Here is a 21,996-nt window from a genome sequence, read left to right as displayed (position 1 = left end):
TGACGGGCGAGGCCGCCTCCCGGGACAGGGCGGGCGCGCACCGCGCGGTCGGACGAGCGCCGCCACGCCCCGTACCCCTCCGTACACCCTCGTACGCCCTCGTACGCCCTCGTACGCTCCGGAGCACGCTCATCGCCGGGAGACGGTTTCGTCGACTTCAGGCCGCGTCCCACTGGTGAGCGCGGCCTCCACGCCACTCCACCCACGCCGGGTCGTCCACAGCCGCCTCCGGGTCGGGGACGCCCGCCCGGTCGAGGAAGACCACCAGATCGCCGTCCGAGTAGGCCACGCCGAGGATCTCGTCGTGACCGTGCCGGTGCGCGGTCACCCGACGTCCCCCGGTCGGCGAGGGCCGGTGAACGGTGATCGGCGTCGCATTCATCCACCCAGCCTCTCCCACGCTGCACATCCGGCTGCAGGCGCGGGGCGGGGCCGGGCCTGCCGCACATCCAGGACATCCAGGACGGGATGGAAAGCCATGTGCAGCAGGGGGCTCCGGGGTCCCCGCCCGCAGCACTGCCCGACACGTCTACCCCCACATCGTCCCTTCACTCTCAGGAACCGGGCCGGTCACTTGCCCGAGAAGGACACCACCCCGGTCGGCCTACAGCGTGCCGCCTCCAGCCGGCCTAGGTGACTCCAGCGACGGATTGCGGCACGCCCTCCTCACCTATCTCATTACCGATGAGCCGACCGTCACGCCGTGTGCCCATTTCATCGCACTGCGTAGCCCTAGTGAACGAGAGAGTGCCCAATGCGTCGTTTCACCCTGCCCTGTGTCGGAGCTGTCGCGGTGGCTGTCGCCCTCGCCCCTCCCGCCCAGGCGGCACCCGAGCCGTCCTTCGCGCCCCACACGCAGGCCGCCGCCAAGGTCGCGGCCAACGGGACGCTGCTGAAGCAGAAGAACGTGGTGTCCAGCAGCAAGTTCCAGACCGGTGGCTACTGCGTGAAGGTCGGACCGGACTCCATCGACCTCGCCGACAGCATCGTCCACGTCACCGGCGGCCCGGCCGGAGGCAGCGTTCACGCCTACGAGACACCGACCTCGCAGTGCGGCAACGCGACTGACGCCATCCTCGTCTACGTCCGCAATCTGAACGGGGCCGCCATCGACGACGGCTTCACCCTCACCGTCCACTGACCGCCGGTCCGGACGAGCGAACCCCGCTCGGGCTCCTGAGAGGCAGCAACCGTGTTCAAGACCAAGAAGGCACGCATCACCGTCATCGCCGCTTCCGTCGTCACCGCGGCGGCTCTGACAAGCGGCATCGCACTCGCCACCGGCATCGGCAACCCCGTCAGGGCGCCGCACGCCCAGGCCTCCGGTCTGATCAAGTACAACGGCGACGTGGACCGCGGCACCGGCATCGCCGAGGTGACCAAGGGCGGCACCGGCATCTACTGCATCCGGTTCGTCGACCCCAAGCTGACGGCCCACAACATCACGCCCCAGACCGTGCCGGTCGCCGGCGTCCCCTTCGGCACCGACGCCTACCCCGCGTACACGAGAACCGCGCAGTGCGGCGACCGCGACGACACCCTCACCGTCACCGTCGGCATCAACGGCCAATACGCCGACCAGGGGTTCTGGCTCCTCGTCCCCTGAGAACACCAGGAGCACGGCCCCGGTTCCGAGCATTCCGAACCGGGGCTGTCCGGTGCGGCGGGGTGCCCACCGACTGAAGGCCGGCATCGGCGAAGGCAACGCCGAGACAGCAGCGAAGCGACTACGCCTCCCCGTCATCCTCAGAATCGGATTCCCGTACGAACCGGAGGTCGAGGGTGTATTCCTCAGCTCGGGGGCAACGGCTCCACTCCGCCACGGTCCCTTCCGAGTCCCCTTGCCCTTCAGCACCCCGCTGATTGCACACATCGCAGCAGGCCGCTACGACTGCTCGCCCGCTCCAGGTCGCATGACCTTCGTAGACGCCGGGTCGGGGCATGACCATCTCCCCCGCCGGCCCGAGGGTGACCTGGCCGATGACGAGCCGGCCCGTCTCCGATTCCAGCGAGACGGGGACCGTGCCCTCGGCGTCTTCCGGGGGCTGCCGGGGGGCGTCCCAGACCCTGATCGTCACCCGCACCGCGATGTCCGGATGCCGGGTCTGCAGGTACAGGTGGAAGCCGTCCCCGGCGACCACCTCGACCCTCGACCGGGCATACGCCTCGTCGCCGCCGACATAGGCGTCCGCGTCGTACACCTCCACGAGCCCACGATCCGGCCGAGCGGTGACGCTGTATTCGGCGATGAGAGACACGAGGGCTCCGTCAATGGTCAGAAAGTGGTTCCGAGGGAGAGACCGCAGACCGTACAGGACCTCACTGACGTTGCCTCTGAGCCTCTGACGTGTATCGGTCCGGTCTGACGTTCAAGACTGACGCGGGGATTCGGGAGCCTCAGCAGCGGAGGAACTCGGCCCGGTGCCCTGCGCGCAGGGCGAGCCAGGCGGGGCTGCGGAGGCTGCGGAGGCTGCGGAGGCTGCGGAGGCTGCGGAGGCTGCGGAGGGATCTTCGCCGTCGGCAGGCTCTTGGGTGAACAGGGACCCTTCACCAATGGTCGGGCCGGCCGGCTTCGGGTTCCTGCGGGAACAAGCCACGGCCGCGAGCACCGTCACGCCGCCCGCGAGCGCGAAACACGCGCCGAGCGGCAGCCGTGCCGCCAGCAGACCGGCCGCCGCCGTGCCGCCCGAAATGCCGGCGTTCACCGCCGTGTTGACCCAGGCACCCGCCTGGGTGCGGCGCCCCGGCGGTGCCACCTCGTCGGCGAGCAGGTACGCCGTGGTGAGCGCCGGGGCCACGAAGAATCCCGCACACGCCACGGCCCCGGTCAGCACCCACACGCCCGGCGCGAGCCCCGCGGCGGCGACGGCGAGGCCGAACCCGGCGGCCAGCAGCGGCAGTCGGACGCGGGCCCCGCTGCGCCAGTTGACGGCACCGTTCAGCAGCCCGCCGACCGCGCTGCCCGCAGAGAGGGCCGCGAGCACCCAGGCCACGACGTCGTCACCGTGATGCCGTGCTGCCGCGAACGCGAGGACCAGCAGATTCACAGCGCCCAGGGACAGCCCGACCCCGCCCGCCACCAGGGCCGGCGTCAGCAGCGCTCGCGCCGCCGGCAGCCGGGCTCCGGAGCGTGCCGACGTCTCGGCGACCGCGGCCGGCCGCACGTCCCGCACGGCCGGCGACATGACGAACGCGAAGGTCCCCACCCCGACGAGCAACGCGCTCACCAGGACCCCGGCCGCTGGGGGCGCGATCTGTACCAGTACGCCGACCACCAGCGGACCGGACACGAACAACACCTCCTCCGCGACGCCGTCCAGGCTGTACGCGCGCTGCAGCAGCGCCTGTTCAGGGGTGAGTTCACGCCATATGGCCCGCATCGCGGGGCCGAGCGGAGGGGTGACGGCACCGGCGGCAGCGGCGAGGACGCCCAGCAGAACAGCAGGGGCGCCGGGCCGCCAGGAGGCCGCCGCGAGGGCGCACAGAAGGGCCGCGTAGAGCAGGGCCATCGGCAGGAGCGCGGGACGTGGGCCGTGGCGGTCGACAAAGCCCGCCCGTATCGGGGACAGGAAGACACTGGTGGCGCCGAACAGCGCCATGACCGTACCGGCGACGGCGTACGAGCCGGTGGCCCGGGTCACCGCCAGCATGAGCGAGAGGACGACCATCCCGTACGAGAGCCGCCCGAGCAGGGCGGCGCCGAAGGTGCGTCGGGCGTACGGAACGCGCAGTGCGGCGGCATACGAGGGCCGCCCTTGAGCAGGCGCAGACATGGGAAAGTCCTCGGTCGAGGCGAAAGGAGGGACACCGGAGTGCCGCGAGCGCCGTGTGCGGGTCGCGGGCCTGGGCCTGCCTAAGCCAAGAGGAGGAACATGGCACTCAACGTAGCAGCGGGCACCAGGGGAAGCCAGTGGTCCCGAGCGACCCCAAGAGCAGCACGCGCCGGAACCCGGCCGCCGACAACCGCCGCATCAGGCGGCGCATCGGGCGCATCGGGCGCCGCATCGGACGGCGGACGGCCCGTGGAGGCGACGGGTGCCCGTCGTGACCGGTAAAGGCGGGTGCTCCGGCCCCTGCGGGAGCGGCCCACTGTCCCTCGGTACGATGCTCCGTTCAACAGAGCGTTCGAATAGGGAGGAATCCGTGACCACCCAGAGCGGCGCCCCGCGCACCGTCGAAAGCGCCACCCGCGAGGAGGTCGAGGCAGCCGCCGCCCGTCGCCGCCCCGCACACCAGACCATCACCCCCGAAGGTGAGTGGTACGTACTCGTCGGCGGAGCCCTGTACTACGCCCGCGACCTGATCGAGGACGTCACCGGCGTCAAGGACATCGTGCGGGCCCGAAAGCACCTGTTCCACAACCTCGGCTTCCACGTCTTCGCGCTGGCCGACGCCCGCATGATCGACGACGGCCACCCCCGGCACACCCGCCCTTGACCCTCTGCCCGGTGCCGACGGCACGGGTGCGCCCCGGGCCGGTCGGGTTCACCCCGGGATCAGTCCGGGGCGGGCCGGCGGATACGGGAAGGGACTTGCGTCTCCCATAGGGGGAGACACGAGGGTGGGGACATGAACGGCGACACGCTCTACTCGATCGGCGAACTGGCTCGACGGACCGGCCTCACGGTCAAGACCGTTCGGTTCTACTCCGATCGTGGACTCGTGGCGCCGGCCGACCGCAGCCCGGCCGGCTACCGCCTCTACAGCGTCGACGCCGTCGCGCGCCTGGACCTCGTGCGGACCCTGCGCGAGCTGGGACTGGACCTTCGCACGATCCGCAAGGTCGTGGACCGTGACCTCTCGCTCCCGGAGGTCGCCGCGGCGCACGCCGAGGCGCTGACGGTGCAGATCCGCGTCCTGCGTCTGCGGCGCGCGGTGCTGTCGGCGGTGGCCGAGCGCGGGTCCACACCTGAGGAGACGGAACTCATGCACCAGCTGGCCCGGCTTTCCGAGGACGAACGCAGCCGATTGACCGACGAATTCCTCAAGGCCGTCTTCGGTGGTCCCGACGCCTCCCCCGCCTTCGCGGGGGCGATGCGCTCGATGACCCCCGAGTTGCCCCGTAACCCCACGACAGAGCAGGTCCGGGCGTGGGTGGAACTGGCCGAGATGTCCCTGGACCAGGGTTTCCGCGCCGCCCTGCGCCGGATGGCCGAGGACCAGGCGGCCGAGCAGAACCGAAGCGGTGTGACGGTACCGAGCCGCGATGTCACCGCGGACGTCCGAGAGCAGGCCGGCCCGGCCCTGGCCGCCGGCATCGACCCGGTGTCACCGGAGGCCGATCCGATCGTCGCGCGGTTCACGGCGTCCTACGCGCAGCTCCTCGACCTCCCCGACGACGTCGGGCTTCGCCACCGGCTGGCGGCTCGGCTGGAGAGCGTGAACGATCCGCGTCGGGAGCGGTACCTCCAGCTGCTCGCCGTGGTCAACGGCTGGCCGGCACCGGAGAGCCTGGCTCCGGTGCTCGACTGGTCCGTTCAGGCTCTGCGCGCCGGGACACCGCGATGACCGGGCGGCCACCCGGCGGCACGGGGCGGAAACGTCGGCGCGACGGTCGGCGCGCAGCCGGCCGAGGAGTTCGGCCGGCGCACCGGGCGCGGGCGTGCGGGACGGGGCGGGAGCGCGGTCAGGCTGGGCGCTCATCGCCCGCGTGGGCGGGAGTTCCTACAGCTCGCGCTCCGCGAGGGAGGCCGCGCGCTGGTCCTCGAAGTTCTGGAGGTACGCGGCGAAGACCGCCGGGTCCTCGTACTTGAGGAGCGCCTCGTCGTTGTAGCGGAGGGCGTTCTCCGTGTAGGTGTGGCTGCCGGTGAAGACGATCCGCTTGTTGGGGCCGTTGTAGTAAGTGCCTTCGATCAGCAGGTACTTGGTGTGGGTGTCGGTGCCGTCCCGCTCGTCGTTCGCGAGGTCGTGCAGGATGATGCGGCCCTTGCCCGTGGTCGGTCTGGTCAGCCAGGGGGACACCTGCGAGTACGGGGTGCCCTCCTTGTCCCAGTTCTCGAGCGAGCGGTGGACGATCTCGACATGGCAGCCCGCCTGGGCGAGCTCCCACAGCTGCTTGGCCACCTCGGTCCGGGTGATGTGTCCCTGCGCGATGCGAATCTTCGTCCGGCCGTCCTTCGTGCCGACGCCGACCGCGGTGTTGCCGCCGCACGGGGTCGCCGTGCCGGCCGGGATCACCGTCCTGAGGATGTTGACGACCGTGTCGTCGCCCGACTTCGGGAAGAAGTACACCTTCGCGGCGCCCGCCGAGGCGTCGGTGACGTTGCTGGTCTGCGGCCCGCCCGCGGCCGCCGCCGCCTGGGTGTCGAAGTACGTCCGGTACGCCTGGTGCAGCGCGGTGTTGCCGACGACGGTCAGCGCGTCGTTCCACCACTTCGTGTAGTCGGTGCTGGTGAGGTTGCCGGACGACTGCACCACGACGTCGTCGACGTACACGTCTCCCGCCCCCTTGGTACGGGAGAAGAGGAAGAACTTCTGGTGGTTGACGTTGTCACGGGGGAAGGCTGCGTCCTTGGCGAGGCAGGCGTCGTGGACGACGGTCGCGTCGGGCTGCGTGACGGTCCTGCAGGCGCGGATCCAGGAGTGCGGGGCTGCGGTCTTCGCGAGGCCGGTCTTGAGGTTGGCGACCGCCGAGTAGCGATCGTCGCCGACGATCACCTGGACGTTGACGCCTCTCTCGTGGGCCGCGACCAGGGCCTTGGTCACCTCCGCGTCCCAGTGGAGGTAGACGGAGATCCGTATGTACGAGCCCTCCGCCGCCCCGCCGATGAGGTCCAGCAGGTGGCGTTTGATACGCGTCTCGGCGAGGCGGACGGGGTCGTCGGGCGCGCTCTCGGCGGTGCCCGCGGCTACTCCGCTGGGGTTGTTGAACAACGCGCCGGTGGTCACGGTCGGTTCCACCGTCGCCGAGGCCGCGGCGGAGGGGGCGATGGTCAGGGCGGCCCCGACCGACAGCGCGGACAGGGCCGTTCCGAGCTTGCTCTTGATGATCTTCACCGGCGCATTCTCACTCATGCCGGCGCGGAGGGGAGTCTGCGTGATGGTCCGACGGTTCGGCGGGCAACGACCGTTGGGCGCAGACCGCGCGGATCTCCTCCAGCAGGACCGGGTAGTGCTCCCCGTACGTCGCGATCGCGTGTGACACCGCGTCCAGGGCCGCGTGGAGCGGGGAGGTCTCGGCGACGGCGAGGACGGCGGGAAGGGCGAAGTGCGGCTGCGAGATCGGTCCGAAGTCGTGCCGTCGGGGAGCGAAGTGCGTCAGTTCCGCAGGGGTGACGGCTGCCGTGACGTTCCCGTCCGCAGGGGACGCGGCCGACAACTTGTCGTCGGAAACTGCTGGTCGGTCCCCTTCCGGCAGTCGGCCGAGTCTGTAGTGCCTCGCCCCGTCGTCGTCCGGTCCTCCGATCGGGATCCAGGCCCACCCCGTGGGTGCCGGAGGGAAGTACGGCGTTCGTTCGGGCGGCGTCGCCCCGCGCACCGGTGGCCCCGGCGGGAGTTCGGTGGCGCGCAGGGTCTCCCACATCCGGTCCCAGTCATCGAAGGGCGGCGGCAGCGGACGCCCCCGCGTCAGCGCGGTGAGCGCTCCGGCGACCCAGGGCACGGCGGTGAGACCGGCCGTCTCGCAGGCCCGGCGCGCGGCCAGCAGCGCCACGGAACGCTGGACACCGGGGTCCAGAGCGTCCAGGGCGTGCACAAGATCGGCGTCGTAGGCGAGCAGGCCGAGGACATTGCTCCCCTGGACGGCGCGGAGTGTCGCGCTCGGAGGTCTTCCTCCCCACTCCCACGTCTCGTAGTGCAGTCGCCGCTCTTCGGCGGCCCGTTCCTCGTCGTCGGCCGACCTGCGCACAGAACACCCCTTCGCTTCACCCGGGCCCGGCCTCAAAGGCCCCTGCCGGACCCGCCGTACCTCCCCGCATCATGGCGCAGGCCACTGACAGCGAGGCCAGGGCGGCCCCTCCCCCGCCTCGTCGTGGCCCCGTGCCCGGGCACGGGGCGCCCGCTCGTACCTCGTGGAGGCCGAGCGGACGGGGGAGGATGGAGACGAGTTCATCGCGGTGAGGAAGTGGGCCCTCGGTGACCGGACCCTGACGGCCGGCGTGGTCCAGCCCGACACCGACCTCCCGGTCATGGCCATCGTGACCCTGGAGACCGCCACCGCCACCGCCTGACGTGCGCCGCACCTGACCGACGGGGAGAGCATGACGTACTTGGGGCCGCTGGAACGGGTCGGTGACCGGTGGGTGGTCGGGGACCCTCAACGGGGGGACGGCTCGTGTGTGGTGCTCACCGCCGACGGCGTCGAGCACCATGTGCGGGGAGTACCGCGGCCCCGGGCGGTCATCGGGTGGGACAGGCTCCGACACCTGGAGTTGCGGGCGACCCTGCGGCCGTGGATGGCCACGCGGGCCGGCGGGGTCCTCACCCAGCTCGGCGGCGGTTACATGGACGGCGGCCTCGACGGCTGTTCCGTGTCGGGCGTCGTCGGCAGGTACGAGCCCTGGTCCGTGAACTACACCCACCACGAACGCACTTACACCAGCATGCACATGGCTCTGGCGTGCGATCTGTTCGCGCAGACGTCCGAGGCGAACCTCCTGCACCGCCTCGGTGACCCGGAGTGGCTGGACGGGGTGGTGGCCCGGCTGGCGCCGACACCGCGGTGGACGCCCTTCCCGGGCCGCCGCGTGAGCGAGATCATCGGCCTCCTCGGAACCTGACCGCTCGGCTCCCGGCTCTCGCCCCTCTCCGCCGCTCCGCCGCTCCGACCGAGGCGGTACGACGGTTCAGGCGCTCGCCTGACGCGGGCCGATGGCCCGCTGTGGTGCCGCGTGTCGGGTCGGTCCCCGACCCGGTGCGGCGTGGCGGGTCGGCTCCCGCACTGGTTCGGCCCGCAGACGGGAGAGCCAGAACGAGGTGGTGGTGAGGAGGCCGGCGAAGACGCCCAGGAGGAGGAGGCAGACCCACATCTGCCGACTCCCCGGACGAGCCCACGCCGACCAGGCCGCTGTGGACGCCCACAGCACGGCACCCGCGGCGTAGACGGTTCGGACCCGCCGCAGCTGGCGTTCGGCCCGCAAGGTCGTGAGGTGTTCGCTCATCGGTGCCATGTCGTCCCGTGTACCCCATCGGGCACGATCCAACGGGGCTCTCTCGGAACGTGCTTTCGGACCTGCGGACTCGGTCTACGCGTCGCGTCCACAGGGTGTCCACGGCGCAGGATGAAACCGTCCGCTCTCGTCGCCTCGCCGTCCGCCTGATCGGACAGCATGTCTCTCGGCCGAACTGAGGGGGACGGTATGGCGGCGTACGTGATGAGACGCTTCGGTGCGCGGGTGGTGGACGGATTCGTCGTCGCCCTGCCGGCGGTGGTGGCGGCGTGGGTGGCCCTTCCGTTCCTGGAGACGCTGCTGGCCCGCCGCGTCCGCCGACTGGCGATGCACGAGCTCGGGGAGATCCGCGCTTCCGGCTGGGACGGCCGCGTGGCGAGGGAGAGTCTGGGGGATTCGGTGTCGGTGATCGGCGAGACGATCGGCATGTTCGTCGTCGGGCTGATGATGTGCGCCTTCGCTCTCTGGCTCCTCTACGACTGGTTCGCGCACGCCCTGTTCGGCCGGACCCTCGGCAAGGCGGTCCTCGGGCTGCGGGTCGAGCGCTTCGACGGTGGTCGGCCTGGTGTCGTGTGCGGGCTGATCCGGTCAGGAGTGATCAACGGAGTGCCCCTGATGGTCATGGTGGTCGCCTGGATGTACACGCTCGCGGGCCGCACCGACTATCCGACGGCCGTCTCGGTGGCCCAGTGGGTGGTGTTCGGCGGCCTGTTCCTCGTCCTGCTGCCGGCCCACCGCACCCTGCACGACTGGGTCTCGTTCACGCGGGTGTACGCGACCCGGTAGCCGGAGGACGCGGCCGGGCGGGAGGGTCGGAGCACCGCCGGTCCGGTACGGCCGCCGGGGCCCCGGGTGCCGGTACGGCCGCCGGCGCCCCGGGTGCCGGTACGGCCGCCGGCGCCCCGGGTGCCGGTACGGCCGCCGGGGCCCCGGGTCCCGCCGTCGATCACCAGGGGACGAAGACGTCCGTGAGCGCGGTGAAGGCGGAACAGCTCGTGATCATCTTGTGCGACCGGGGCGCGTAGGTCCCCGCGAGGTTGCCCATGCTGTTCTCGGGGCTGCAGCCGGTACGTTGCGCCAAGCGGCGACGGTCCGCGTCGGCGGGGGTGTGGTCGGTGCCGCGGAAGTACGCCACCGCGGGGCGCTCCCCGTCCACGTTGTTGAAGATCGAACGCACCGGGTTGGTGTCCGCCCAGGCGCAGACCTCCTCGCCGGACGCCCAGTCGTTGTCGTCGCCCTGCCATACGCACAGGTCGCCGGTGCCGTTGTGTCCGCTGAAGAAGCAGAGGGAGTCCTCGGGGCAGCGGTGGTAGCCGTAGACGACTTCTCCGTCGGGCCCGGTGGGGAAGGCCTCGTCGCGGGGCAGGGCCGCGTAGACGGGCGTGCCGTCGTGGCGCGTGACGTGGCGGTGGGCGGTGAAGGCCGTGACCGCGGTGAGGATGAGGGTGATCGCGAGCAGGGTCGCGGTGACGGGATGCCGTCGCGGGAAGCTGGGGCGCAGCCGTGGCAGGCGGGCGGACCGGCTGGTCCCCGCGACGGCCTCCACCTCGCGGAGCAGCGCCTTCGCGGTCCCCCGCTCCTTGTGGGTGCGGGCCAGACACCTGGTGATGATCTCCCGCCAGCGCTCGGGCAGTTCGGGGGCCAGCCTCAGGTCCTCGGTGCCCCGGGCGTACCGTTCCGCGGCCTCACCGCGTGCCTGGGGGGTGGTGCCGGGGAGCGGGTGGAGGCCGGTGAGCACCTGGTGGGCCAGGACGCCGAAGGCCCAGATGTCCGCGGTCGGCCGGATCAGGGTCCCCCGCTCGGTGAGTTCGGGCCAGAGGAGTTCGGGCGGTGTGTAGTCGGGTGTGGCGAAGGCGGGGGCGTAGGCGTGTGTCCCCTCCATCTCGGCGGCCATGTTGAAGTCGGCGAGCCTGACGGATCCGTCGGCCATCAGCAGCACGTTGGCCGGCTTCAGATCGCCGTGCACCCAGCCGGCGTGATGGAGCTGGTGCAGCCCTTCGCAGATCTGGGCGAGAAGGGCCGGCCCGGCCTCCGGGACGGAGGTGGTGTCCAGGAGTTCACGCAGGGATGTCTCGGCCCGTTCGAGGACGAGGACGGTCGCTCCGTCCAGCTCGGGACGCTCCGGGTCGTCGACGGTCAGCGTGTCGACCATGCGGATCAGGCGGGGCGTGCGGAGTCGGTTGAGCACGTCGACCTCGCGCTCGGCCAGCTCACGCAGGTGGCGCAGCTGGCGCGGCGTGCGGGTGCCGGTGGGCAGGATCTTCAGCGCCACGTGGCGCGGCTCGTCGGACCTTCCCTTCGTACGGGGTGCGTCCTCGGAGGTTCTGCGGGCCGCGTAGACCGTGGCGAAGGCCCCGGACGCCAGTCGCGCGCGGACTTCCCACGGGCCGATGCGGTAGCCCTTGTCGACGGCGACCGGGTCGGCGGAGGGGCGGCCTGTCATCGGGTGGACCGGGCGGAGGCCGGGCCGAGGACCACGAGGTCGTCCTCGCGCACGAGGTCGAACCTGAGCGCCAGTGACACCAGCGTCTCCTTCTTGCCGTGGGTCCTGTGCCCGGGTTCCGCCTCGTGCGGGCCGGGGCGCAGTCGCAGCTTGACGGCGAGGTAGTCGATGTTCCAGTAGACGGCCGAGCGGGTGACGCCCGGCCAGGTGGGGCCCAACCGCTCCATGAGCTGCTCGGCCGCGGGCAGCGCGGCGTGCGGTTCGCCGCGCAGGCGGGGTTCGCAGAGGGCTACCAGCACCGCGAAGTAGCGCTTGGTGCGGTCGAGGGCGAAGGCGGGCGCCGTGGCGGCGCCGGACAGTCCGTCGCGGTCGGCGTTGCGGAAGGTGTGGCGGGGTGCCCACACGTCGAAGGCGAGCAGGTCGCCGGCCGCGGGCAGCACGACGCGGGAGAACTCGAAGGGGATCGGCGCCTCGGCGCGGCCGGGCGCGACCTTGACGTGCTCGCCCGCGCCCTCCGGGTTCTCCACCACGTAGGTCTGGTTCTCGCTGAGGTTGCTCAGCAGCCAGTAGGCGGGGAAGGCGGTGATCTCGCCGGCGATCCTGGGGACGCCTTCGTGGGCGAGGGCGAGGTCGTGGCCCTCGGTGTGGCCCGCTCGCCCGAACCGCAGCCGGTCGCCGGGCGAGAGCCGGAACTGTTCGTCCTGTGCCGTGCCTGATGGTGGTACGACGACGATGCTGTACACGAGCCGTTCCCCCCTGCCCTGATGCGACGCTCGGCCGATCGATCAGTCGAAGAGTAGTGACATCGCCGAGCAGGTTCGAACCGTTGTGCCTGCGGCGTGGCTCGGAAGGGCCTGTCGGATCCTCGGTGGCCGCGCTCCGGTCGGCCGGTCGGGAGATCGGTCGGTCGGTCGGGAGGTCGGGAGGTCGGTGCGGGGCCCGGTGGGTTCCGCGTGAGAACGGGCAGAGCTCCGGAACCGCCCGACAGGCGTTTCCGGAGCTCTCACGGCCGGCGGCCCTCGCGTCGGTGTGACCCGCCGGAAGCCGGCCCGACGGCCCGGCCCGACCTCAGATGTCGACGGCCCGGCCCTACCTCAGATGCCGGATGAAGAAGTCCGCCGCAGCGTCTCCCGCGAACCGGGGGACGCCGGTGTGCCCGCCCATGTTGGCGTGCAGCGTCTTCTCCTGGGAGCCGAAGGCGTCGAACAGGTCCAGGGCCGCCTGTCGGTCGTTCCTCTCGTCGTCCCACTGCAGCAGGACGTGGAGCGGGATGGTGACCTGCCGGGCCTCCTCGAACATGGCGCGAGGCACGAAGCTCCCGGCGAAGAGTCCGGCGGCGATGATGCGAGGCTCGACCACCGCCAACCGGATGCCGATGGAGATCACTCCCCCCGAGTACCCGACCGGGCCGCCGAGCCCGGGCTGCGACAGGAGGGCGTCCAGGGCGGCCTGCCATTCCGGAACCGCCTGGTCGACCAGCGGAAGGATGAGGGCGTCGACGATCTCGTCGCTCACCGGCTCATCGGCTTCCATCGCCCGGCGCAGGTCGGCGCGGGCCTGCTCGGCGGCGGGCAGGCGGGGTCGGTCGCCGCTTCCGGGGAGCTCGACGGTGGCCGTGGCGAAGCCCGCTGCCGCGGAATGCCGGGCCCGGTCCAGCAGTCGGGGGTACATGGCGCGCAGCCCGAGGGGAGGGTGCCCGAGCAGGATTAGGGGCACCGGCGCGGTCGCCGACGCTGAGACGGGTGTCCAGAGGATGCCGGGGATCTCACCGAGGGTGAATCCGCGTTCGCGGACACCGCTGTCAAGGTGTTGCTCCGAGGTGAAATGCATGGTCGTGCCTTTCGGGAGTGCTCTGCAACGGCGCTCCCGGACGATCTGTCTATCGCCCGACCGTGACCCCGGAGGGGAGCACCCATGGAGAAATTACGTTCACGGGTACCACCTCCTCGATCGTTCGCACGGCCTCCGGAAACGTAGCAGTGGTCACTCTCGTCCGCCAACGAATTGTGCGGGAGCCTCCGTCCGGTGACGCCACCCCCTCCTCACTGCAAGGCTCCTGCGCGGCGGCCCTCGGCGAGCAGCGCTTTCACCAGTCGTGAACGCACCCCCGACGCGAGGAGCGTGAGGGGTTTCGTGCTCTGGTTGCGGCGGATCTCCATGCGATGGGCTCCCATGTAGAGCTCCACGACCGTGGTCTGCTGGATGCCGGTCACGTCGCTCCATGCCACGGAGTCGGTCACCCGGCCGAAGCGGTTGGTCACGGCCACGCCGCCCGCCAGGAGATAGCACCGGTTGATACCGAGCCGGGCACTCAGCAGGCGCCATCCGAACGTCACGGTGTAGACCACGATCACCACCGCCGTCGTCCAGGCGAGGTTGCCCTCGACCTGATCGGGGGTGCACACGGTGCGACCGGCCATGAGGACCCAGGCGATCAGCATGAAGCCCCGGAGGATGTGCAACAGGGTGCCCGCGAACGGAGTCATGAGGCCGTGGTCTCCTCGGATCGGGCCGAGGCCCAGTCCGGACACGCGAGTGCGCACGCTTTCCCCCTCAGCAAGATCGGGTCCGAGCCCTGACGTGCGGTCGGCAAGGCACGGCATACCCCGGCACATGAAGCGTCGAACACACGCGGCTGGGATCGTGGCGGCTGGTCCCGGGGCAGGGGCACGGAGGCGGGGTCTGGCTGCGCGGTCGTCACGGGCGCCCCCGTGCGCGAGGGCCGCCGTGCCGTCCCGGAAGCGGGCGTGTGAGGGCCGACAGGGACCGTCTCGCGGTGCGCTACGGCGGCCGGGCGCCCGCGACCAGCGTGCCGAGGGCCGTGCGCCGGTGGGTGACCGAGCGGCCCGCGCGGGCCGTCGTCGCCATGCCCGCCGCTCGCAGCGCGGCCGCGTGGGACGACGCCGTCGCGTTGCTGACGTGGAGGGCACGGGCCAGGGAGGTCGTGGTGTGAGGGTCGGCGAGGAGGCGCAGGGCGTCGAGCCGGGTGCGGCCCAGGAGAGCGGCCAGGGCCTCGGCGGAGACGTTCGTGCCCACCGCGGTGGGCGGCTGCCCGGGGCCGGCCGGGTACGTCAGGACCGCCGGACGGCCCGGGGCGTCCTGGAGGAGGGGGCCCGCCGGGTGGTGGAAGGTGGGCAGCAGGACGAGGCCGCGCCCGTCGAGGCGGACGTCGCGGTCCGGCGCGGCGGGCCATTCCCACACCCCTCCGTGGAGCCGGCTGCCGGGGGCCAGGCCCGTCAGGGTGGCGGCCACGCCGTGCTCGGCGACGGTCAGGGCGTAGCGGCTGAACTCCTCGCGGTGCAGATCCTGTACGACGGACCAGACCGGGGCGAGGACCGTCTCGAACGCGGCCCGCTGGGCGCGGAGCACAGTGCGCCAGGCCGTTTGGTCGCCGGCGTGGAGGCCTCGGATCCAGGGAGGGGCGGCCACCGCCCCGTAGACCCGCTCCAGTTCGGTCCGTACGAGACGGGGGTCGGTGGCTCGGATCTGTTCGTGGCCGTCGGCCAGGGTGTCGCCGATGACGTCGAGGAAGGCGGGCGGGCGGCCCGCGGGGACCAGGTCCGCGAGCGGGCCGGTGGCGGCTGGCAGGGAACGCAGGACGCGGCCGCGCCACGGTGCGAACAGCGGCCCGCCGCGCCGGGTCACGGCTGTCGTCAGAGCCGCGTGCAGTTCCTGGAGCGGAGCCGGGCGGGGTGCGAACCGTACACGGGCGAAGTCCTCCGCGGTGAAGTGGACCCGCAGCACTCTCACAACTCCTCGTACCGGGCGAGCCTTTCGGCCAGGGCCTGAACCTTCGCGTCCCGACGGCCCCGCGCCAAGGATGATCGTATGACTTCACGACGCGTTCTTCTGAAGGGCACCCTGTACGGGAGTGCCGCCGCCCTGCTGCCCACGGCCGCGTCCGCATCCGATGGCGGTGCGCTCCCCCGGCTGCCGGCGCCCACAGGCCCGTACCCCGTGGGCATCCGGACGGTGCATCTGACGGACCCGTCCCGGACCGATCCGTGGGTGGGCGGTGTCCGGGAGCTGATGCTGACCGTCCTGTACCCGGCCCGCTCGGTGGGCGGCTTCGCCCGAGCTCACCAGCTCACGCCCGCCGAGGCCGCCGTCTTCTCCGCGTACGCACCGGCCCGCCACCCGGGGCTCCCACGGCCTGGATCGGTGGACTGGGGCGCGGTCCTCACCCATGGCCACGCGGGTGCGCCGCCGCTGCCCGGGCGCAGGCCCGTCCTGATGTACTCACCGGGCGGCGGTGACTCCCGCACGCTCGGCACCACCCTCGCCGAGGACCTGGCGAGCCACGGCCGCGTGGTCGTCCTGGTCGACCACCCCGGTGACGCCTCCCAGGTCGAGCTGCCGACCGGGCTGCGGACGACCGTCCTGTCCGGGCCGCCGGACCCGGCGACCTTCCGCGCGATGGTGGACACCCGGATCGCGGACCTCCGGCATGTCCTCGACCGGCTCGGCAGCCTGCCGCTCGCCCGGGTCATGGACTCCCGCCGGATCGGGCTGTACGGGCACTCGGCGGGCGGCACGGCGGCCGTGCACGCGGCCTCGGCCGACCGCCGGGTCGGCGCGGTGGCGAACCTGGAGGGCTACCTCGACCTGGACTCGTCAGCGGCCCGCCTCGGCCGGCCACTGCTCCTGTTCCGCACGGACGGTTTCGACGGCGCGGACCGCGTCGACTCGTCCTGGGCGGGCCTTCCCGGCCGCCGCGCGATGCTCCCCGACGCGAGCCACTGGGCGTTCACCGACTACGGCTCTCTCCTGCCTCCGCTCCAGGCCTCCGGTCTCGTGACAGCGACGGCGCGGACCGCGCTCGTCGGCCCCGGCGAGCCTGAGGCGGCACTCGCGGCCGTACGACGCCGGGTGGGGTCCTTCTTCGCCCGCCATCTGTCGTAGCGGGACGAGGCGGTGTCCGTGTCCGGACAGGTCCCACCGGACGCCGGGGGCTCCCGCGGAGCGGTTGCGCTCCGCGGGAGCCCCCGGGGTGGGATCGGGGCGTGGTCAGTGGTGGCTGCCCGGGTGCGGGGCGATGGGTGCGGTGGGGGTCTGACCCGGGTCCAGGACCATGAACTGGCCCATCATTCCCTGGTCTTCGTGGTAGAGCATGTGGCAGTGGTACATGTACGGGACCTTCGGATCCGCGTAGTCGGCGAAGCGCATGATGAGCCGCATCGTGGTGCCCGGGGGCAGGAGGACGGTGTCCTTCCATCCGGACAGGTGCGGCGGTGGCGTCCTGCCGTCGACGGTGAGCACCTGGAACTGCACATCATGCACATGGAAGCTGTGGAGGGTTCCGTCTCCGCTCCGGATCTCCCAGATCTCGGTGGTGCCCCTCAGGACGGTGAGGTCGATGCGGTCCGGCGCCATCCTCCGTCCGTTGATGGTGTGCTCGGCCAGTTCGAACGTCCTCCGGTCGACGGCAGCTCGGGCCGGGATGCGGGGTACATCCGCGAGCCGCGCGGGAAGGCGCGCGGAGGGGGTCAGGGTGGTGGCCGCCCGCAGTTGGAGCACGTCGAAGCGGTCCGCGCCTCCGTCGCGCTGGACGAATCCCGCACCGGTGTCGGGGTCGGAGCTGCGCAGGACGACACGTTCGCCCGGTACGAGAGCGACGACGATCTCGGCGCGTTCCCCCGGTGCGAGCTGGACACGGTCGGTGCGGTGGGGCGCGGGGAGCAGTCCGCCGTCGGTGGCGACCAGGTCGAAGCCGCGGTGGTCGGCGAAGTGGAAGCGGAAGACGCGTGCGGTGGAGCCGTTGAGCAGGCGAAGGCGGGTGCGCCGGGACGTCACGTCGAGGTAGGGGCCGAGCGTGCCGTTGACGAGGATCCGGTCGCCGAGGAATCCGGTGGTCCCGGCCATCGGCTCGTCGGGGTCGAGCAGTCCGTCCGTGAGACGGAGGTCCTGCACGATCAGGGGGATGTCGTCGATCCCGTACCTGTGGGGCAGTTCCGGCGGGGCCGCGTCGTCGTCGACGAGGAACAGGCCTGCCAGGCCGCGGTACACGTGCTGGGCGGTGCGGCCGTGGGGGTGCGGGTGGTACCAGAGGGTGGCCGCCTGCTGGTGCACCGTCCAGGAGGGCGACCAGGTGGTGCCCGGCCGGATCATCTGGTGCGGACCGCCGTCCATGGAGGCCGGCAGGTGCATGCCGTGCCAGTGGAGGGAGGTGGCCTCGGCCAAGGTGTTGGCGGCGTTGATCCGTACCGTCTCGCCGCGGGCGGCGCGCAGGGTGGGACCCAGGTGGGCGCCGTTGATCCCCCACGTCGGTGAGGGGCGGCCCGGCGTGAACTCGGTGCGGCCCTCGGCGATGGTGAGGTCGAAGACGCGTCGTCCCTGCCCGTCGGTACGGGAGGGGGCGAGGGGCGGCGTGCGGAGCGGCCGGTCGAAGGACACCCGGCCCCAGGTGTCGACCCGCCGGCGGGCCCAGGAGACGGCGCCGCCGAGGGCGGGCAGCGCGAGTGCGGAACCCCCGAGAACGCGGAGCAGCGTACGCCGGGGCAGGGTGCGCCGAGGCAGGCTCATGCCGTCGCCCCCTCTTTCCGTGCCCGCGCCGGGGACGGCGTCCGGGGGCTCGGAGGGGAGGGTGAGGGCAGTGCGCGTATCCGCATCAGTGTCATGACGGACACGCCGAACATGAGGACCCCGAGCGGGACATGGAGCTCGCGGACGTGCGCGAAGCCGAGTGCGGCCTGCCCGAGCGTGAACAGCGGGAGCGGCGCGGCCTGGAGGACCGTGCGGGCTGCGACGGCGCCCCGGCGCCTGGCCACGACGGCGGCCACGAGATGAAGCAGCACTGCTGAAACGACGGCGCCGGCCATCGCGCCGTGCACCGTGCGGCCGACGGGGACGGAGGCCAGGAGCAGACCCGCCGAGACGGCCTGGGCGAGAAGAACCACGGCCTGCGCCGCGGCTGTGGCCCGCAGGACGCGCAGCGCGCGGGGCGGGCGTGGAGGTGGAGGTGGAGCGGGATGTTCCGACATGGGCTCACTTCGTGTTCTGGAGGTGGCGAGACGCGGAGCGGGAGGCGCGTGGCCTGACGGCTGACGGCTACCTGCTAACGGCAGGCAGTTTGCGAAGGCCTGGTGATGCGTGGCGGCGGATGGGGTCAGCGGGACTGGCGTACCCCGCGCCGCCAGACGTCGGCGATGTCCCGGACGGCCGTGATGTCGCGGGTGGGGTCGCCCTCGACGAGGACGAGGTCCGCCCGCAGGCCCGGGGCGATCCGGCCGCGGTCGTGGAGCCCGAAGTGCCGGGCGGGGGCGGCCGTGGCCGCGTGCAGGGCCTGCGCGGGAGTCAGACCGGCCGCCGTCAGGAGTTCGAGTTCGCGATGCATGGCCTCGCCGTGGAGCGGGGCGAACGGCGTCGCGTCGGTACCGGCGAGCAGGGGCGCGCCGGCCGCTGCGAGGGCCGCGACGACCTCGGCGGCGTACTCGCCACGATCAGGACGCCCGGCGCCGGAGGCTTCGGCGTACGAGAGGGTGCTGACCACGAAGACGCCTCGGTCGGCGGCCTGCGCGGCCAGTTCCTCGGTGGGAGGCGCGCCGGCGCCGTCTGCCCACCAGGCGTGCGCGAGGCCGTCGACTCCGGCGGCCAGGGCCGTGGCGGCCTCGCCGGCCGTGGCGGCGTGGGCGATGGTCAGCAGTCCCGCGTCGCGGGCCGCCGCCACGAGTGCCGTCGCGGTGTCGGCCCCCAGGACGGGCAGGGCGCCGCCGGCCGTCGAACCGTCGTCGATGACGATCTTGAGATAGTCGCTGCCTTCTCGGACGCGGGCGGCGACGAAGGCGGGGGCTTCCTCGGGTCGGGAGACAGTGTCGAACGGCCCGACGGCATCCCCGAACCCGTCGGCCATCAAGGACATGAGCGGGGAAGGGTGCCCACCGGGGGCGGTGGCGAGGACGCCGGAGCTGCGCAGATCGGCGACGTCGTCGCGCGTGGCAGCCAGGGCCCGCTGGCGCCGGAGGTTGGCGGGCAGGCAGAACATGTCCAGTTCCGTCGTCACACCGTGGCGCAGCGCCGCGGCGAGGCTGCCGTCGAAGGTGTGGGTGTGGGCGTCGATCAGTCCGGGCAGCAAGGTCCGTCCGGATCCGTCGATCTCCACATCGGCGGATCGTGCGCGGGCGGGGGCGGTGATCCTGTCGCCGTCGAGGAGCACGTCGGCGCGTTCGAGGACGCGAGCACCGTCGAAGACGCGGACACCGCGGATGTGTGTGCGGGCAGGGGTGGGCACAGCGGCCTCCTGGCTGTTCTGAAGGTAGTTCGCTAGATGATAGTACTCCAGCTAACTATCTTCAGGTGAATAGGATGCCGGGCATGAGCGGAGACGAGGGAGCGCGGGGGCGCGAGAGCGAGGATCGTGGCGCACGCGATCCACGGGACGAGCAGGCCGCGCGGAACCGGCGGGACCTGCGGAGCGAGCAGGACGTGCCGGACGGCGAAGACGTGCCGGACGGCGAAGACGTGGTCGACCGGATCGCGGCCGACTGGAAGCGGGAGCGGCCCGACCTCGATGTGACCCCGCTGGCTTTCGTGGGGCGGATCGCGCTCGTCGCCGAGACCCTCGTCGGACCTGCGGGCGAACGGGCCGTGGAGCGACACGGGATCAACAAGGGTGATTTCGACGTGCTGGCCACGCTGCGCCGGCGCGGAGCGCCCTACAGCGTGACCCCCTCGGTCCTGTCGGCGGAGCTGATGATGTCCCGCGCCGGGATGACGAAACGGCTCGACCGTCTGGAAGGGGCCGGTCTCGTCCGGCGCGCGCTGGACGCGGACGACCGGCGCAGTTTCCGGGTCACCCTCACCGATGAGGGGCTCGCCGTCGTCGATGCCGCGCTCACCGGTCTCGTGGAGTCCCTGGGCGCTCTCGTCGCCGGCCTCGACCAGGACCAGCGACGGCACCTCGACAACGCCCTGCGCACGCTGCTGCGTTCGCGCGAGGCCTGAGCGTCCCGGCGGGCCACCGCCACCCCGCCGCACTCCTCGCGGAAGCCGTCCTCGCCTCGCCGCCGGGGTCGCGTCCCGCTCGCGTCTCCGGACGCACGGGCCTTCGAAGGTGCGGGGCCTTCGAAGGTGCGGGGCCTTCGAAGGTGCGGGGGGTACGGGAGGCCGAGAGACCCGGCCCCGCCTCACCGGCCCCCTCGGGTGTCAGGCCTCGGGGGCTGCGGACACCGCACGCGCAAGGATCAGGGGGGCAACTGAGGCAGCGGACCGCGACCGGCCGAGAGCCCGCGCCCTTCGGCGACCCTGTTCCGCGAGTCGTATGCCTCCGGGTCAACCTCGCGCTGTCGGCGACCCGCCGGGCCGGAGGGGCCACTTCCGCGACCGTGCCCGACTTCGATTCGGGTCCGCGGTCCGCCCGAAAGGGTCCCCGGCACGCGGGGCTCGACCTGCTTCGGGGAGGGCCGGCGGGCGCCCGTCGTGGCTCGCGGCCCGGCGAGCAGGAGCGCCGAGCGAGTGGGCCGGAACACTGGACGCCGCTCAGGGGCGCGGGTGCGCCCGACGGCGGCAGACACACCCGGCGGGCGGCACGGCTCCCCCACCCGCGACCCGCCCGCGTCGAGGGGGCGGGCCGCCAACTCCTCGCCGGCGAAGCCGCGGTCATCACCGGCACGCCACAGCCGTCGAGAAGAGGCTCACGTTCCCCCTCCGCCGAGGACGAGGTCCGTTGCCGGACGGCATGGCCTGCCGAGCGCCGCACTGCGCTGCTCGAACCCCGGAGGGAGCCAGCCGCGTTCCAGGAGACGGGGATGCGTGGGAAACCGCGTGAGCGCGGCAAGGGCGAACATCAGGGAAGCCCACGGGGTGGCGATGCGCATCGCCACCTGCGCCCCGTCCGTCGTGACGAGGTGGGTGTGGAAGACGTCGGGTGCGACCAGATCGATCGAGCGCAGGCCGGACCAGTACAACAGGACGGAGTCGGCCGGTTTGACGGGGTGGATGATGAACGCCCCCATCCGGCTGACCGTCACCTCGCCGGGGTCCCCCGCGACCCAACGCGGCTGAGCGTCACGAGCCGCGGCAGCGCGCCGGGAGGAGTTGCCGGCCGCGTTGCCGAGGAGGCTGCCGATCACGAACGCCGACGACCCCGCAGCCGCGATCTGGGTGTGGTGGTAGCTGCCGTCACCGAGAGCCATCCACTTGAACGACTGGGCCGGGCCGGTGACCAGCGCCCTGTCGCCCGGGGGCAGGGGCGCTACCGTCGCGACGAGAGGGCGCCGGTCGAGCTGCCCCTGAACCACATCGGCGACGATCTCGCAGGTGTGCCACAGATATTCGTCGAACTGCGTCCAGGGCGCCTGATCGGCCGGGGCAGGGTGCTGGGACACGGGCTCTCCTGTTCGTGGGAAACGCCGGTGGGACGGGCGACGCCTCAGCCTCGGTGGACGACGCCGAACTCCTCCAGGAACCTGCAACGGACCGCAGGAATCAGAAGACCAGCACCGGCGGCCA

Annotated in this window: 23 protein-coding genes; 9 read left to right on the top strand and 14 right to left on the bottom strand. The window is 72.2% G+C overall.

Features of this window, described 5'->3' with window-relative positions; all coding sequences use genetic code 11:
• Window positions 1-157: 157 nt before the first annotated feature.
• Complete coding sequence (locus ACF1BN_RS32200) at window positions 158-382, bottom strand: hypothetical protein (RefSeq protein WP_392335115.1); 225 nt, start codon at window positions 380-382, stop codon at window positions 158-160.
• A 372-nt stretch (window positions 383-754) separates the two neighbouring features.
• Between ACF1BN_RS32200 and ACF1BN_RS32195 the strand changes: the two genes are divergently transcribed.
• Window positions 755-1,141, top strand: a complete 387-nt coding sequence (locus ACF1BN_RS32195) for a hypothetical protein (RefSeq protein WP_392335114.1) — start codon at window positions 755-757, stop codon at window positions 1,139-1,141.
• A 51-nt stretch (window positions 1,142-1,192) separates the two neighbouring features.
• Window positions 1,193-1,606, top strand: coding sequence for a hypothetical protein (locus ACF1BN_RS32190; protein ID WP_392335113.1), 414 nt, complete (start codon window positions 1,193-1,195; stop codon window positions 1,604-1,606).
• A 121-nt stretch (window positions 1,607-1,727) separates the two neighbouring features.
• On the opposite strand, the gene ACF1BN_RS32185 is transcribed toward ACF1BN_RS32190, so the two are convergent.
• Window positions 1,728-2,258, bottom strand: coding sequence for a hypothetical protein (locus ACF1BN_RS32185; protein WP_392335112.1), 531 nt, complete (start codon window positions 2,256-2,258; stop codon window positions 1,728-1,730).
• A gap of 111 nt (window positions 2,259-2,369) precedes the next feature.
• Complete coding sequence (locus ACF1BN_RS32180; RefSeq protein WP_392335111.1) at window positions 2,370-3,773, bottom strand: MFS transporter; 1,404 nt, start codon at window positions 3,771-3,773, stop codon at window positions 2,370-2,372.
• 370 nt (window positions 3,774-4,143) lie between these two features.
• On the opposite strand from ACF1BN_RS32180, the gene ACF1BN_RS32175 reads away from it, so the two are divergent.
• Both ACF1BN_RS32175 and ACF1BN_RS32170 read left to right on the top strand, forming a co-directional pair.
• Window positions 4,144-4,437 (top strand): hypothetical protein, encoded by a 294-nt coding sequence (locus tag ACF1BN_RS32175; protein WP_392335110.1) that lies wholly within the window; start codon window positions 4,144-4,146, stop codon window positions 4,435-4,437.
• Between the two features lie 132 nt (window positions 4,438-4,569).
• On the top strand, window positions 4,570-5,508 hold the full coding sequence (locus tag ACF1BN_RS32170) for a MerR family transcriptional regulator (RefSeq protein ID WP_392335109.1): 939 nt from the start codon (window positions 4,570-4,572) through the stop codon (window positions 5,506-5,508).
• Between the two features lie 156 nt (window positions 5,509-5,664).
• Here the strand turns inward: ACF1BN_RS32170 and ACF1BN_RS32165 are convergent, their stop codons facing one another.
• Together ACF1BN_RS32165 and ACF1BN_RS32160 are read right to left on the bottom strand one after the other, a co-directional pair.
• Complete coding sequence (locus ACF1BN_RS32165; protein WP_392335108.1) at window positions 5,665-7,014, bottom strand: phosphatidylserine/phosphatidylglycerophosphate/cardiolipin synthase family protein; 1,350 nt, start codon at window positions 7,012-7,014, stop codon at window positions 5,665-5,667.
• A complete protein-coding gene (locus tag ACF1BN_RS32160) occupies window positions 7,007-7,846 on the bottom strand; it encodes a hypothetical protein (protein WP_392335107.1) in 840 nt (279 codons plus the stop codon). Before ACF1BN_RS32160 ends, ACF1BN_RS32165 begins: the two co-directional genes overlap by 8 nt.
• 547 nt (window positions 7,847-8,393) lie before the next feature.
• On the opposite strand from ACF1BN_RS32160, the gene ACF1BN_RS32155 reads away from it, so the two are divergent.
• Complete coding sequence (locus tag ACF1BN_RS32155; protein WP_392335106.1) at window positions 8,394-8,717, top strand: hypothetical protein; 324 nt, start codon at window positions 8,394-8,396, stop codon at window positions 8,715-8,717.
• A 66-nt stretch (window positions 8,718-8,783) separates the two neighbouring features.
• Here ACF1BN_RS32155 and ACF1BN_RS32150 read toward each other — a convergent pair whose 3' ends face one another.
• On the bottom strand, window positions 8,784-9,107 hold the full coding sequence (locus ACF1BN_RS32150; protein ID WP_392335105.1) for a hypothetical protein: 324 nt from the start codon (window positions 9,105-9,107) through the stop codon (window positions 8,784-8,786).
• A gap of 189 nt (window positions 9,108-9,296) precedes the next feature.
• Here ACF1BN_RS32150 and ACF1BN_RS32145 point away from each other — a divergent pair, with 189 nt between their 5' ends.
• Window positions 9,297-9,893 carry an RDD family protein gene (locus ACF1BN_RS32145; RefSeq protein WP_392335104.1) on the top strand — a complete coding sequence of 199 codons (597 nt, stop codon included), beginning with the start codon at window positions 9,297-9,299 and terminating at the stop codon, window positions 9,891-9,893.
• A gap of 160 nt (window positions 9,894-10,053) precedes the next feature.
• On the opposite strand, the gene ACF1BN_RS32140 is transcribed toward ACF1BN_RS32145, so the two are convergent.
• From ACF1BN_RS32140 to ACF1BN_RS32120, 5 genes are all read right to left on the bottom strand, one after another.
• Complete coding sequence (locus ACF1BN_RS32140) at window positions 10,054-11,550, bottom strand: protein kinase (protein ID WP_392335103.1); 1,497 nt, start codon at window positions 11,548-11,550, stop codon at window positions 10,054-10,056.
• Window positions 11,547-12,293 (bottom strand): FHA domain-containing protein, encoded by a 747-nt coding sequence (locus ACF1BN_RS32135; protein ID WP_392335102.1) that lies wholly within the window; start codon window positions 12,291-12,293, stop codon window positions 11,547-11,549. Before ACF1BN_RS32135 ends, ACF1BN_RS32140 begins: the two co-directional genes overlap by 4 nt.
• A 346-nt stretch (window positions 12,294-12,639) precedes the next feature.
• A complete protein-coding gene (locus ACF1BN_RS32130) occupies window positions 12,640-13,380 on the bottom strand; it encodes an alpha/beta hydrolase (protein WP_392335101.1) in 741 nt (246 codons plus the stop codon).
• Window positions 13,381-13,592: 212 nt separating this feature from the next.
• Entirely contained in the window at window positions 13,593-14,036 is a 444-nt protein-coding gene (locus ACF1BN_RS32125) for a hypothetical protein (RefSeq protein ID WP_392335100.1), read from the bottom strand.
• Between the two features lie 295 nt (window positions 14,037-14,331).
• Window positions 14,332-15,294 carry an ArsR family transcriptional regulator gene (locus ACF1BN_RS32120; RefSeq protein WP_392335099.1) on the bottom strand — a complete coding sequence of 321 codons (963 nt, stop codon included), beginning with the start codon at window positions 15,292-15,294 and terminating at the stop codon, window positions 14,332-14,334.
• Between the two features lie 84 nt (window positions 15,295-15,378).
• On the opposite strand from ACF1BN_RS32120, the gene ACF1BN_RS32115 reads away from it, so the two are divergent.
• Window positions 15,379-16,452: an alpha/beta hydrolase family protein gene (locus tag ACF1BN_RS32115; RefSeq protein WP_392335098.1), complete on the top strand. Its 1,074-nt coding sequence runs from the start codon at window positions 15,379-15,381 to the stop codon at window positions 16,450-16,452.
• A 105-nt stretch (window positions 16,453-16,557) separates the two neighbouring features.
• Here ACF1BN_RS32115 and ACF1BN_RS32110 read toward each other — a convergent pair whose 3' ends face one another.
• Window positions 16,558-18,072, bottom strand: a complete 1,515-nt coding sequence (locus ACF1BN_RS32110) for a multicopper oxidase family protein (RefSeq protein ID WP_392335097.1) — start codon at window positions 18,070-18,072, stop codon at window positions 16,558-16,560.
• A 131-nt stretch (window positions 18,073-18,203) separates the two neighbouring features.
• On the opposite strand from ACF1BN_RS32110, the gene ACF1BN_RS32105 reads away from it, so the two are divergent.
• Window positions 18,204-18,350 (top strand): hypothetical protein, encoded by a 147-nt coding sequence (locus ACF1BN_RS32105; protein WP_392335096.1) that lies wholly within the window; start codon window positions 18,204-18,206, stop codon window positions 18,348-18,350.
• Window positions 18,351-18,655: 305 nt separating this feature from the next.
• Here ACF1BN_RS32105 and ACF1BN_RS32100 read toward each other — a convergent pair whose 3' ends face one another.
• On the bottom strand, window positions 18,656-19,777 hold the full coding sequence (locus ACF1BN_RS32100) for an amidohydrolase family protein (protein WP_392335095.1): 1,122 nt from the start codon (window positions 19,775-19,777) through the stop codon (window positions 18,656-18,658).
• Window positions 19,778-19,860: 83 nt separating this feature from the next.
• On the opposite strand from ACF1BN_RS32100, the gene ACF1BN_RS32095 reads away from it, so the two are divergent.
• Window positions 19,861-20,490 (top strand): MarR family winged helix-turn-helix transcriptional regulator, encoded by a 630-nt coding sequence (locus tag ACF1BN_RS32095; protein ID WP_392335094.1) that lies wholly within the window; start codon window positions 19,861-19,863, stop codon window positions 20,488-20,490.
• Window positions 20,491-21,179: 689 nt separating this feature from the next.
• Here the strand turns inward: ACF1BN_RS32095 and ACF1BN_RS32090 are convergent.
• Window positions 21,180-21,872: a hypothetical protein gene (locus ACF1BN_RS32090; protein WP_392335093.1), complete on the bottom strand. Its 693-nt coding sequence runs from the start codon at window positions 21,870-21,872 to the stop codon at window positions 21,180-21,182.
• Window positions 21,873-21,996 lie beyond the last annotated feature (124 nt).

The organism is Streptomyces sp. NPDC014861, assembly GCF_043081625.1.
Lineage (GTDB): Bacteria > Actinomycetota > Actinomycetes > Streptomycetales > Streptomycetaceae > Streptomyces.
The sequence above is the reverse complement of the archived record's forward strand: the minus strand, read 5'-3'. Positions and strand labels throughout refer to the sequence as shown.